The sequence below is a fragment of the Limnoglobus sp. genome, from assembly GCF_059499385.1.
Genome location: NZ_JCABYM010000153.1, coordinates 35,399 through 46,573, shown reverse-complemented (window position 1 = coordinate 46,573; position 11,175 = coordinate 35,399). Strand labels below are relative to the sequence as shown.

Below are 11,175 nucleotides of genomic sequence, written 5' to 3'. Positions count from 1 at the left end.
TGCGGGTCGCGCGGTATACTGTGGGTGACCCCGAGGGACCACGGATGCCGCTCCGCGACCACTTCGAGAACCCGGCCCGCCGCGTCTGGGAGCGCGTCCACGGACTGTGGCCGGGCGTCATCACGCAACACCTGTTCCGCGTCCTTCCGGCCCGCTATCACGTCGCGCCGCAGGTCCACCTCGGGCAGTTCTTTGAAGTGGACATCGCCACGTTCGATCAACGGGCTGAGGGATTCGCGGGCGCGTCCGATCCCGCCGAGGGCGGCGTGGCGACCGCGGTTTGGGCACCGCCGGAACCGACGCTCACGCTGGAAACGGACGTGCCGGACCCGGACGAGTACGAGGTGCAAATCTTCGACGCCGAGGAGGGGCAGCGGCTCGTCGCCGCCATCGAGCTGGTCAGCCCGTCGAACAAGGACCGGCCGGAGAGCCGCCGGGCGTTCGTCGCGAAGTGCGCGGCCCTGCTCCAACAGGACGTGTGCGTGTCGATCGTCGATCTCGTCACGGTCCGGCAGTTCAACCTGTACGCCGACCTGTTGGAACTGCTCGGCCGGTCCGACCCGGCGATGGGGCCGACCCCACCGCCGCTGTACGCGGTCACGATCCACCGGCAGAACCACCGCCCGCGGTGGCGGCTGAAGACGTGGGCGCACGCGCTGCGGGTCGGGCAGCCGCTGCCGTCGCTACCGATCTGGCTGAACGACCGCGACGGTACGATGCTCGACCTGGAGGCGACCTACGAAGAGACGTGCCGCACGCTGCGGGTGGCATAGCTACCGCCGCTTCTTCGTGCCGAACAGGTTGTCGAGAATGCCGCGTTTGATGACGCCGACCACCGCCGTGCCCATCGACCGGGCAGCACTCTTGACGAATCCCATCACCACGCTGTCCTTCTTCGGCCCCTTCGCGGCCGCCTTCGCCTCGGCCTCCGCCTGCTGCTCGGCCCGCTTCTGCTCGAACTCCGCCCGCTTCGACCCCGCCTCCGCCGGGGCCGCGTCCGGCGCGACCTTCCCCTTCAACACCTCGTAGGCCGACTCGCGGTCGATCGCCTTCTCGTACACGCCGGCCACCACCGACGTGTCGATCACCGCCTTCCGCTGGTCCGGCGCGATCGGCCCGATCAGCGTCCCCGGCGGGACGACGAACGCCCGCTCCACGACCGTCGGCGTCCCCTTCTCGTCCAGGAACGAGACGAGCGCCTCGCCGACGCCGAGCTGCGTGATCGCCTCCTCCACGTCGAGGTTCGGGTTCTGCCGGAACGTCTTCGCCGCGGCCGCCACCGCCTTCTGGTCCCGCGGGGTGAACGCCCGCAGCGCGTGCTGTACCCGGTTGCCGAGCTGCGCCAGCACCGTGTCCGGCACGTCCAGCGGGTTCTGCGTCACGAAGTACACGCCGACGCCCTTCGACCGGATCAGCCGCACCACCTGCTCGATCTTTTCGAGCAGCGACTTCGGCGCGTCGTTGAACAGGAGGTGCGCCTCGTCGAAGAAGAACACGATCTTCGGCTTCTCCAGGTCGCCGACTTCGGGCAGTTGCTCGAACAGTTCGGCCAGCATCCAGAGCAGGAACGTCGCGTACAGTTGCGGCGACTGGAGCAGCTTGTCCGCGGCCAGGATGTTGATGTGCCCGCGGCCCTTCGCCCCGGTCTGGATGAAGTCCATCAGGTTCAGCGCCGGCTCGCCGAAGAACCGGTCGCCGCCCTGTTCTTCGAGCCGCAGCAGGCCCCGCTGGATCGCGCCGACGCTCGCGGCCGAGACGTTGCCGTACTCGGTGGTGAGCTGCTTCGCGTTCTCGCTGACGTGCTGCATCATCGCCCGCAGGTCCTTCAGGTCGAGCAAGAGCAGCCCGTTGTCGTCGGCGACCTTGAACGTGATCTGCAGGACGCCGGCCTGCGTCTCGTTGAGGTCGAGGAGGCGGGAGAGGAGGAGCGGCCCCATCTCGCTGATGGTGGTGCGGACCGGGTGGCCCTGCTCGCCGAAGATGTCCCAGAAGACGACCGGGCACGGGGCGTACTCGAACGTGTCCTTCAGGCCGAGCTGCTCGACGCGGGCGGCGACCTTTGCGTTGGCGGCCGACCCGACGCGGCTGAGGCCGGACAGGTCGCCCTTCACGTCGGCGAGGAAGACGGGCACGCCGATGCGGCTGAACCCCTCGGCCATCCGCTGGAGGGTGACGGTCTTGCCGGTCCCGGTCGCCCCGGCGACGAGGCCGTGCCGGTTGGCCATCTTCGGCAGGAGGCAGATGTCGTGGTCGCCCGTCGCGACGCGGATCGGTTCGGCCATGGCAGCCCGTGGGGAAGGAGGGGGAACGGTGTACCCCTCACTCTACGGGCGGGGCCGGGCGCGTTTCCAGGGCAGTCCGCGCCCGGCCGTCGTCCTCGGAGCGGTCACGGCCAGAAGTAGTGCCAGGCGTAGGTCTGCTCGCTCGACTGGCCGGGGTCGAGCTTCGCCGTCCACGTCAGCCGGCCGACGCCGTTCAGGTGGCCCCACCACCCCGGCCACGAGTAGTAGCCCCACCACGCCGGCCGGCCGTACCCGCCCGGCCCGTCGTCGGCTTCCAACAGGTTCACCATCTCCGCCTTCACGCCGTCGGACGCCTTGTCCAGGTTCCCCAGCACGTACCGCGTTACTTCCACTTCGACCGGCTTCGGCCCGGCGTTTGTTAGCTCCAGGCTGCTCGCGATGTCGATCCGCCAGTACGCCGTGCCGTTGTACGACGCCGCGTTCGGCGTCCGCTTCGCCTCCTTGTCCTTCTTCTTCACCTTCACGTCCACGGCCGTCGTCAGCGCCAGGTCCACGGTCGCGTTCTTCGACGTGTACGTCATCATCCCCTGGGCCAGCACCTTGTTGTCCTTCATGACGAGGGCCGGCGCGGTCGTGAGCGGCTGCGAGTTGCCGTTCGTCAGCCGGACCTTGTGCTGGACCTTCGGCGCGTTCATCAGCTTGGCGAGTTCGGCGACCTGCGCGTCGTTCGTCTGCCGCCGCACCTCCGGCGGCGGGACGTAGGGGATGTCGAGGCCGTACACGTCCTTGTACTCGACCGTCTGTTGGGAGACGGACAGCACCATCCGCTGGCCCTTCGCGAGCGTCACGTTCTTCACCGTGAAGACGAACAGGTCCTCGCTCTGCTGCCCGTCGAGCGGCGGGCCGAGGTCCGGGGCGGCCGCCCCGCCGCCGGGGGCGCGGCGGACCTCGCCGCCGCGGGCCACCTGCGTCATCATCGAGTTGCTCAGCGCGTACTGCGTCGAGGCGTCCGTCTGGAAGTACGGCGACAGTTGGGCCACCGCCTGCGACAGCGCGATCGGGTCGGTGGTCTCCTTGAAGTAGAACGACGGGACGCCGATCACGAGGTTCACCGTCGCGTCCTTCAGGTCGGTCAGCTCGTTCAAGAGCGTGGCCTGGAGCTTCACGACGGCCTTCCCCTTGCCGTCGAGTTCGACGCGGTAGTTCGGAATCCAGCGGATGCCCTTCTGCACGTAGGCCATGCCGACCTCGGCCGACTTCGCCGCCGGCTGGCCGGCCCAGTCGAGCTTCAGCGTCAGCAGGTTGCGGTACTCCTCGGCCCGCAGCTTCGTCTCGTACTTGCCGACGAACTTCAGGTCCGTCACGGCGTCGATGTTCACCGCCCGCGTGCCGTCGATGGTCTTCAGCAGCAGCACGTTCCCCTTCTGCGGCGGGTACTCGCCGGGGGCGTGGGCCGTCGCTTCCAGTTCCTCCGTCTCGCGGACGAGCAGCTTCACGATCGTCGCCTGGTACGGCTGCTTGCCGCCCTCGGTGACGATCACCTCCGCGCCGGGGTTCGCCTCGATGAGTTCGCGGACGGTCAGCGCGGTGCGATCCACGGCGACCCGTCGCCGGCCGGCGGTGACGGAGTGCAGCGTCGCCCGGTTGTCGAGCGAGTACGGCCAGAACGTGCCGAGCACCGGGTTCGGCAGCAGGTCGAGCAAAACACTTCCACTGGAATCGACCGGCATCGTGCCCTGGTGGACGACGTAAGCATGGCCGTCCTTGAAGACGGTGACTTCCTTCACCGGCATCTTGGCGAGTGCGCCGAGCGGGGCGGCCGGCTCCGCGCGGGCGGTCGTGGTCGCGGCGACGAGCAGCATCGCCGCGAGGGGGAGGCGGGTCATGGGTTCACCTTCGGTTCGCAGGGTTGAGCGAGGAACTGCGCAGACTATACCGCCGACGGCGCAACGGGTGGGTAACGGGGAACGCGAGGGACAGGAAAACGAAGCGGCCGGTGCGAGGAGAATCGCACCGGCCGTGGTGAGTTGGAACCTGATGAGGCGGGTCGGCGTGCCGGGCCGCGTTGCCGCGCCCGTCCGGGGGATACGTTGGGGGAGTTGACTCGGCCCCCGCGGGTCGGCGTCGCGGTTAACCCGCTGCGACATCGACCCGCGGGGACGGGAGATTACTTTGCACGCCCCGTGCCAGAACCGATTTCGCAAGAATGACCGCGCCACCCGCCCGGCCCGGCAAAGTGGGAAAGGCCGGCCGCGCCGCCGGGCCGGTCCGCGTGAAAGTTCGACACGCGAAGTTGCAAACCGGCCACCTTTCCGTAGCCGGCACAGCCCGCCCCGTCGCTAAATTGCGCTTGACTTGCGGCGGAAAAACCGCGACAGATGAATGTATCGACGGTTCATCCGCCGCGGGCGCGTTCGCCCCGCGGCCGACTCGCAATGATCCCCCGACCCGGCCGCGGGTCGGTCCCGACACCCCGGAGCATCACACGCCATGCGTCTCTTCTCTTGTGATGTGTGCGGCAAGACCCTGAACCCGCAATCCGACCCCCGGTTCGTCTGGAAGGTGGAGGGCACGCCGGTGCCGACGGCCGAGGAGCCGACGGTCCTGGAGGACGACGACCTGGAGATCGACGACAGCGTGGAGTCGGTGGACGAGCTGCTGTTGGAGCGGGAGCAGCGGGAGGACGACGGCGACACGGTGGAGATGCTGCCGGTGTGCGTGCGGCGGAGCTACGACGTGTGCGGCGGGTGCTACATGAAGCTGGTGAACGACCCGCTCGGCGTCGAGGCGAAGAAGGCGAGGCCGTTCAGCCGGAACTGAAGCGGACACGGTTGAAGTCTTTCGGCATCCGTAGGTAGAATGAGGCAGACCCCCGCCCGAGTTGCCGCATGAACCTGCCCGTTGTTCGGATGCTCGTGGCATGTCAGGACGTGGTCGTCGACTTGGCGGACGGGTCGTGGGTCATTCGCCGGCCGTATCACACGGTCTGGATGCCGCCGGGCGTTACGAAGAACTTCGGACAGCGGGAACTCTGGGTCTACGCCCAACTCAGCGACGGGCTCGGCGAGTTCAGCCTGGGTGTCGAGTTCGTGCCGTTCGACCCCTCGCGGCCTTCCCCCCTCGTGTTGGGCCGGAGCGAACCCGAGCGCCGTCACTTTGTAGATCGGCTCGAAGTCCATGAGGTCGCGTTCCGGTTGCGGAACGTCGCGATCCCGAAGCCCGGCCAGTACGAGTTTCGCCTTCTGGCGGGTGGCAAGGTACTTGAGAACGGCACGGCCTACCTCGATGTGTTGGCGGGAGAGGCGTCATGAGCGAGGACAAGAATAAGTTGACCTACGGCAGCTTCGTGCGGCCCACGGTGCGGGGGCCGGTCGTGGACGTGGACTGCTCGCCGTGGATGGCCCAGTTCGGCGAAGAGTTCGTGATGGGCAACTTCGTGACCCGCACGACGACAGGGCCGGTCACCCACCCAGATAACCGGCCGGAAGGCCGAAGCGGGTTCGTACAGCTGGACACGCCGAAACTCCACCTCACGTTTTCCATCGATCCCGACCTCGGCCTGACGCCGCAGGCGGTGATGGCGAAGGTCGTGCCGATCTTGGAACTGGTGAAGGGCTGCGGCTTCACCTGGGATCGTGCGAACTCGAACGGCGAGCCGGGGCGGATCGCGATTCAGCTCGTGCCCGCAACGGCGGAAGCCGCTGCGCGGCTCTCATGGCTGAAGGAGAAGCTGACGCCGGTGCTGGCCGGCATCCGCGAAGTGAAGTCGCCCGTGGTGAGCGAGGTTCCGGCCTCGAAGGTGTGATCCGTGGCCGAAGTTAAGCTGCCGACGAGAAGCGACATTGCCCAACTACCCTGTTGGGCGCGGGTGGCATTCGCGGCTCGTTGTGCGCGATTAGCTCTGTCACTCCCCTCGAACGGGTTGCGCGAAGCGCCCGCCGAGGATTCGTCCGCGATTGAGGAAGCCGTTCAAACAGGAGAGTTGGCAGCAAGCGAAGCCCGTGGGGCCGGGGTTGCAGCCCTAGATGTCGCCGAGCGGGCCGAACGAACAAGGGCCTTTGCCGGGGCCGCCGCCGGGGCCGCCGCCAAGTCGGCCGCGTTCACTAATGAGGAACTCACTTTCCATGAAAACGGGGTGAGCGTTCCAGTTTCTTACTTCCTCGACCCGTACCCCGACGACAACGGGCATGCTGTTTTTGGAGACGATAAGGCCGCCGCCGCCGTTTTCGCAGCAAAGGCGGCCAAATTCGCCGCCCTTTGGGGGGTCGATACATTCGACATCCGGTTCGCCTTTGACAGCCTTCTCCGCCGATCAAACGCCGAGAAGTGGACCGACTCAACGCCTGTTCCTCCTACGGTGTTCCTGCCGTTTCACGACACGCCGCCCGAACGACCCACGGAACCTGACGCTCCTGAACCCGACATCGTCCTCCGGGCCTTCATCCGCGACGGCGTCGATCCCGAAGTCGCGCAACAGAAGTTGCTCGACCTTTACAACGCGATGAACGACTACACCATCGCGAAGTTCGGCAAGCCGCTGCCCATCAAAGACTTCCAGGAGTACGTGCTGGTCGGCGTCCCGGCGGGAGTGCCGTCATGAACGACGACAGCGTCCTCCCGACCGAACTGCCCGTAATCGAACGCACCGACCTCGCGCTCGGCAACCCGCTGACCCCGGCCGAGTGGGCGGAACTCTCCGCGCTCTTGCGTCAGGCTGTGCCTGCGCCGGCAACGAGCGAGGAAGTTCGCCCCGTGGAGTTCGCGAACGAAGACTTCCGCGAACGGATCGAAACGGCGGCGGCGAAGCACGTCGCCCGTGCCGAGGCCCGCAACGCGAACCCGCCGACGCCGCAGCAACTTCAGGACATGACGCCGGAACTCGCCCGCGCGATCCGCGAGAAGGCACAAGACTACCGCGACACCTGCGGCCCGCTCGATGTCAGCCTCGACGACGGCGAGCGGGGGACGTCAGCCCCCTGATTCTCCCGCCGACGCACTTCAGAATCAGGGGGCTGACGCCCCCCGCTCGCCTTTCGCATACACTACCTCCCCACCCCCACCCCCGGAGGCCCCGCCATGCGCACCCTTCTCGCGCTCCTGCTCCTCGCCGCCCCGCTCGCCGCCGCCGACCCCGACGGCTACGTCCCGCTCTTCAACGGCAAGGACCTCACCGGCTGGCACAACGTCAACTGCGCCCCAACGACGTTCGCCGCGAAGGGCGGCGAGATCGTCACCACCGGCACGCCGACCGGGTTCCTTCGCACCGACAAGCATTACGAGAACTTCGTCCTCGAAGTCGAGTGGATGCACGTCGAGAAGACGAAGATGGCGAACAGCGGCATCTTCGTCTGGGGCGACCCGATCCCGGCCGTCGGCAGCCCGTACACCCGCGGGATCGAGGTGCAGGTGCTGCTCAACTACAAGCCGGCCGACGGGTGGGCGACGAGCGAAGGCGACATCTTCAGCATCTGGGGGGCGAAGTGCAAACCCGACCGCCCGCACCCGAAGGGGATCGAACGCTGTCTGCCGAGCGAGAACCGCACGAAGCCGGCCGGCGAGTGGAACCACTACAAGATCGTCGCCAACGACGGCGTCATCAAGCTGCACGTCAACGGCAAGGAAGTCTCCGGCGTCAGCCAGTGCAGCCCGCGGAAGGGCTACCTCGCGCTCGAGAGCGAGGGCGTCGAGTGCCACTTCCGCAACATCAAGATCAAGGAGCTGCCGGGCACGAACCCGAAGCCGGACGAGGTCGCGACCGTCGCGGCCGGGCACAAGAGTTTATTCGACGGCTCGACGCTGACCGGCTGGACCGGCGACGGGTGGAAGGCCGGCGGCGCGCTGCGGTCCGCGGGCAACGGCGACCTGACGACGGCGGCGAAGCTCGGCAAGGGCGAGTTGGTCTTCGACTGGAAGGTGGCCGCGAAGGGAAAACAGGAGTGCGTGATCGAGGTCGGCGGCAAGCCGATGACGATGGCGCTGCCGCCGGGCGGGAAGCCGGGCCAGTGGACGCGGGCGACGGTGAGCCTGGAGAACCTCGCCGAGCCGTCGCCGCTGACGATCAAGGCGGCCGCCGGGCTGGAGGTGATGAACCTGTTCCACGCCGCGAGGTGACGGCGGCGGGTACGAACCGGGAACATGTCCCGCGACGGCGGACCACTCTTTACCCCGAAGGGGCGCAACAAGTCAGCCCAGGGCAACGCCCTGGGTAAACTTCACCCAACGATCAAGCCCTGAAAGGGCGGAAGAGTGTTCCGCCCTTTCAGGGCTTGTTCCTTTAACATGTGGTCTTACCCAGGGCGTTGCCCTGGGCTGACTTGTTGCGCCCCTTCGGGGCAAAGACTGACCCGCTACTTCCTTCCCCGCGGCTTCGGCGGCTGGCCGGTCAGTTCCCGCTCCTTCGGGTCGCCGATCGTCAACTTGAACCCCTGCGCCTCCTCCAGCCCGACCGCCGCCGGCGCGTCGAGCAGCGACACCTCGACCGCCCCGCGGACGCGGAACACTTCCTCGGCCGCCGTCGCGCGGCTCGTCGCCGGGTCGTACAGCACCGCGCCGGCGGACGCCACCACCTGAAACTGCACCTTCCCGATCTTGAACGGCAGCTCGCGGTCCGCCCCGGCCGCGGCGGGCTTGTGGTAGATGTCGTGCCGGTAGTTCACCTGTTCCAGGCTCGACTTCGCCGGCTTCCCCATCGCGACGAACAGCGTCTTCCCCCGCCAACTGCCGAGCGGCCCCCAGTCGTGGCTCGCCGGCCGGTCCCACGCCGCCCTCGGCTTCAGCGGCTTCTCCGGTTGGAAGAACGTCAGCCCGGCCAGCTCCTTCCACGCGTCCGCGTCCAGGATCGACCAGAGCCGGAACGACGGCCCCCGCGCGTCCGGTTTCCCGTTCTGTACGCGGACCTCGTCCTTCAGTCCGTCGAGGGCCGTCACCTCGCCGGTGCGGGCCACCTTCAGCGTGAACGTCGTCCCCTCGGCCTTCGCCAGCGCGGCCGCGAGCGTGTCCTTGAGCGGCCCGTCGGCGGCGACCAGTTTCGCCTTCTCGATGGCCTGCTCGACGGCGAACGACCCGTCGGCGTTCACCGCCGTGATTTTCATTGAGGACGTGAGGACGAACTGCGCCCCCTCGGCCGCGTCGAGGCCGGCGATCTGAAACGCGGACCGGCGGGTGAACACGACTTCCTGCCGGACGACCTCGCCGACCGTGTACGCGCCGAGCGGCGGGACGTTCGCTTCCAACGTGCCGACCCGCGGCTTCGGCGACGGCTCCGGCGCGGGCGGCGGCTCGACCGGCACGGGGTCGGGGATCGGTTGCGGCTCCGCCTCGGGCGGCGGCAACGGGACCGCGTCCGGCATGATCGCCGGCGGCGGAACGACCGGCGCGGGGGCGGGGGCCGCGGGTTCCGGCGCGACGGCCGCGACCGGTTGCGGCGACGGCGGGCGGTCGAGGGCCAGCCCGACGAGCGCGACGGCCACGAGCGCGAACCCGGCGGCGACCGCCCCGGCGACGCGGTTGCCGCGGCCGTCGGGTTCGCCGCGGACGACGCTGCGGCCGCAGGCCGGGCAATCGACCGGCTCGTCCGCCGCGGGGGCTTTCAGCCGCCGCCCGCACCGGCAGGTGATGAACGCGGACATCCGCCGCCCTCCGAGGACTCATCGCCGATTGTACCCGCAACCGGACCCCCGATGGCGGGCGGCACGGGGCGACGGTAAGATACGAGGATCGAACGGAGGCCAACCGATGACCACGTTGACGCCGGAACTTCTCGCGACGTTGAAGCAACTTAGCCCGGAAGACAAAGGCGTCGTGCGGGACTTGCTCGATGAAGACGACCCGCCGCCGGGCCGCTCGGGCGAGGAAGAGGCTGCCGAAATCGGCCGCCGCGCCGCGATGGTGGCGAGCGGCAACTACGTGAGCCTGTCGCGGGAAGAAGCCGAGCAACAAGTTCGCGAGGCGATCCGCAAGCTGGGCGTCGAGCTGTGAACTTCCGCGTCCTGCCCGCGGCGAACGGCGAGGTAACTGAGGCCCTCGCGTGGTACGTCCGCCGATTTCAGTTTCGTGCGGTCGCCCGCCTCTGGGCCATGTGGCTGGACGGCCAAAATCGGATCGCCGCCAACCCGCGGATGTACCCGCTCGCCGAGGACAACCCGTCGGCGTTCGAGATTCGCAACTACATCCTGCCGCGGTACGGTTACCGGATCGTGTACCAGCTCCACGCGAACGAGATCGTCGTCTCGAGTTTCTCGCGGGGCCAACGCCGCTCCGCCCACTGGCTCGCCCGCGTCGAAAGCCCGTGACCTCGCCGTCCGGCTTCGGGTAAGATGCCGGTGAACACCCGGAGGCCGACCGATGACGACGTTGACCCAAGAACTCCTTCAGCAAGGTCTGCAACTCCCGCCCGACGAGCGGGAGAAACTTGCGAACTTACTGCTCGACAGCCTCGAAGGGCCGGAAGGCGATGAGGAAACGGTCCGCCGCGAGTGGCAAGAAGAGATACAGCGCCGGTGGGACCGGTACGAGAGCGGGGAAGAACAGGCGCTTTCACTCGAGGAAGTCATGGCCGCCCTTCGCAAGCAAGCCGAAGACCGCAAGTCATGACGCCGTACCGCATCCTGCTAGGAGCACAGCAGGACGCCCTCGAAGCCGAAGCCCGGTTGGAGGGCGAGCATCCGGGGTACGGGCCGGCGTTCACGGCGGAATTTCATCGCGGCGTGTTGGCGGCGGCCGCGAACCCGGCCATGTACCCCACAACGGCCGACGGCCCGCGGCGGTTGGAAACCCGCGAGTATTACATCAAGCGGTTCAAGTACCGACTGATCTACGTCGTCCGGCCGACCGAGATCGTGTTCGTCGCCGTCCACCACGCCTCGCGGCGGCCGCGGTCCTGGATTCATCGTACCCGCGGCTTAAACTGACGACATCCATTCGAGGCTCTCTC

The 11,175-nt window shown here is 68.0% G+C and carries 14 protein-coding genes; 11 read left to right on the top strand and 3 right to left on the bottom strand.

Annotated elements, in window-relative coordinates; all coding sequences use genetic code 11:
* Positions 1-44: 44 nt before the first annotated feature.
* The gene (locus tag AC5JJ2_RS26460; RefSeq protein WP_495861059.1) at positions 45-773 is read left to right on the top strand and encodes a DUF4058 family protein; all 729 of its coding nucleotides are present in this window, start codon (positions 45-47) and stop codon (positions 771-773) included.
* On the opposite strand, the gene AC5JJ2_RS26455 is transcribed toward AC5JJ2_RS26460, so the two are convergent.
* Positions 774-2,282: a helicase HerA-like domain-containing protein gene (locus AC5JJ2_RS26455; RefSeq protein ID WP_495861058.1), complete on the bottom strand. Its 1,509-nt coding sequence runs from the start codon at positions 2,280-2,282 to the stop codon at positions 774-776. It lies immediately after the preceding gene.
* Between the two features lie 104 nt (positions 2,283-2,386).
* On the bottom strand, positions 2,387-4,129 hold the full coding sequence (locus tag AC5JJ2_RS26450) for a hypothetical protein (RefSeq protein WP_495861057.1): 1,743 nt from the start codon (positions 4,127-4,129) through the stop codon (positions 2,387-2,389).
* 604 nt (positions 4,130-4,733) lie between these two features.
* Between AC5JJ2_RS26450 and AC5JJ2_RS26445 the strand changes: the two genes are divergently transcribed.
* The 6 genes from AC5JJ2_RS26445 (at position 4,734) to AC5JJ2_RS26420 (ending at position 8,354) form a co-directional block, all read left to right on the top strand.
* Positions 4,734-5,063: a hypothetical protein gene (locus AC5JJ2_RS26445; RefSeq protein ID WP_495861056.1), complete on the top strand. Its 330-nt coding sequence runs from the start codon at positions 4,734-4,736 to the stop codon at positions 5,061-5,063.
* Positions 5,064-5,131: 68 nt separating this feature from the next.
* A complete protein-coding gene (locus AC5JJ2_RS26440; RefSeq protein WP_495861055.1) occupies positions 5,132-5,554 on the top strand; it encodes a hypothetical protein in 423 nt (140 codons plus the stop codon).
* The gene (locus AC5JJ2_RS26435; RefSeq protein WP_495861054.1) at positions 5,551-6,048 is read left to right on the top strand and encodes a hypothetical protein; all 498 of its coding nucleotides are present in this window, start codon (positions 5,551-5,553) and stop codon (positions 6,046-6,048) included. Before AC5JJ2_RS26440 ends, AC5JJ2_RS26435 begins: the two co-directional genes overlap by 4 nt.
* A gap of 3 nt (positions 6,049-6,051) precedes the next feature.
* Positions 6,052-6,843, top strand: a complete 792-nt coding sequence (locus AC5JJ2_RS26430) for a hypothetical protein (RefSeq protein ID WP_495861053.1) — start codon at positions 6,052-6,054, stop codon at positions 6,841-6,843.
* Entirely contained in the window at positions 6,840-7,223 is a 384-nt protein-coding gene (locus AC5JJ2_RS26425; RefSeq protein WP_495861052.1) for a hypothetical protein, read from the top strand. The genes AC5JJ2_RS26430 and AC5JJ2_RS26425 overlap by 4 nt, the downstream gene beginning before the upstream one ends.
* A gap of 96 nt (positions 7,224-7,319) precedes the next feature.
* Positions 7,320-8,354 (top strand): 3-keto-disaccharide hydrolase, encoded by a 1,035-nt coding sequence (locus tag AC5JJ2_RS26420; protein ID WP_495861051.1) that lies wholly within the window; start codon positions 7,320-7,322, stop codon positions 8,352-8,354.
* A gap of 236 nt (positions 8,355-8,590) precedes the next feature.
* On the opposite strand, the gene AC5JJ2_RS26415 is transcribed toward AC5JJ2_RS26420, so the two are convergent.
* Entirely contained in the window at positions 8,591-9,871 is a 1,281-nt protein-coding gene (locus AC5JJ2_RS26415) for a hypothetical protein (protein ID WP_495861050.1), read from the bottom strand.
* A 106-nt stretch (positions 9,872-9,977) separates the two neighbouring features.
* Here AC5JJ2_RS26415 and AC5JJ2_RS26410 point away from each other — a divergent pair, with 106 nt between their 5' ends.
* From AC5JJ2_RS26410 to AC5JJ2_RS26395, 4 genes are read left to right on the top strand one after another with little or no spacing between them, the layout of a single operon-like run.
* Positions 9,978-10,220: a hypothetical protein gene (locus tag AC5JJ2_RS26410; protein ID WP_495861049.1), complete on the top strand. Its 243-nt coding sequence runs from the start codon at positions 9,978-9,980 to the stop codon at positions 10,218-10,220.
* On the top strand, positions 10,217-10,534 hold the full coding sequence (locus tag AC5JJ2_RS26405) for a hypothetical protein (protein WP_495861048.1): 318 nt from the start codon (positions 10,217-10,219) through the stop codon (positions 10,532-10,534). Before AC5JJ2_RS26410 ends, AC5JJ2_RS26405 begins: the two co-directional genes overlap by 4 nt.
* Before the next feature lie 52 nt (positions 10,535-10,586).
* Positions 10,587-10,835: an addiction module protein gene (locus AC5JJ2_RS26400; protein WP_495861047.1), complete on the top strand. Its 249-nt coding sequence runs from the start codon at positions 10,587-10,589 to the stop codon at positions 10,833-10,835.
* The gene (locus tag AC5JJ2_RS26395) at positions 10,832-11,152 is read left to right on the top strand and encodes a type II toxin-antitoxin system RelE/ParE family toxin (protein ID WP_495861046.1); all 321 of its coding nucleotides are present in this window, start codon (positions 10,832-10,834) and stop codon (positions 11,150-11,152) included. The genes AC5JJ2_RS26400 and AC5JJ2_RS26395 overlap by 4 nt, the downstream gene beginning before the upstream one ends.
* Positions 11,153-11,175: the final 23 nt, after the last annotated feature.

Coding starts and splice junctions, on each gene's coding strand:
- AC5JJ2_RS26460 (WP_495861059.1), top strand. CDS start 45: ATGCCGCTCCGCGACCACTTCGAGAACCCGGCCCGCCGCGTCTGGGAG.
- AC5JJ2_RS26455 (WP_495861058.1), bottom strand. CDS start 2,282: ATGGCCGAACCGATCCGCGTCGCGACGGGCGACCACGACATCTGCCTC.
- AC5JJ2_RS26450 (WP_495861057.1), bottom strand. CDS start 4,129: ATGACCCGCCTCCCCCTCGCGGCGATGCTGCTCGTCGCCGCGACCACG.
- AC5JJ2_RS26445 (WP_495861056.1), top strand. CDS start 4,734: ATGCGTCTCTTCTCTTGTGATGTGTGCGGCAAGACCCTGAACCCGCAA.
- AC5JJ2_RS26440 (WP_495861055.1), top strand. CDS start 5,132: ATGAACCTGCCCGTTGTTCGGATGCTCGTGGCATGTCAGGACGTGGTC.
- AC5JJ2_RS26435 (WP_495861054.1), top strand. CDS start 5,551: ATGAGCGAGGACAAGAATAAGTTGACCTACGGCAGCTTCGTGCGGCCC.
- AC5JJ2_RS26425 (WP_495861052.1), top strand. CDS start 6,840: ATGAACGACGACAGCGTCCTCCCGACCGAACTGCCCGTAATCGAACGC.
- AC5JJ2_RS26420 (WP_495861051.1), top strand. CDS start 7,320: ATGCGCACCCTTCTCGCGCTCCTGCTCCTCGCCGCCCCGCTCGCCGCC.
- AC5JJ2_RS26415 (WP_495861050.1), bottom strand. CDS start 9,871: ATGTCCGCGTTCATCACCTGCCGGTGCGGGCGGCGGCTGAAAGCCCCC.
- AC5JJ2_RS26410 (WP_495861049.1), top strand. CDS start 9,978: ATGACCACGTTGACGCCGGAACTTCTCGCGACGTTGAAGCAACTTAGC.
- AC5JJ2_RS26400 (WP_495861047.1), top strand. CDS start 10,587: ATGACGACGTTGACCCAAGAACTCCTTCAGCAAGGTCTGCAACTCCCG.
- AC5JJ2_RS26395 (WP_495861046.1), top strand. CDS start 10,832: ATGACGCCGTACCGCATCCTGCTAGGAGCACAGCAGGACGCCCTCGAA.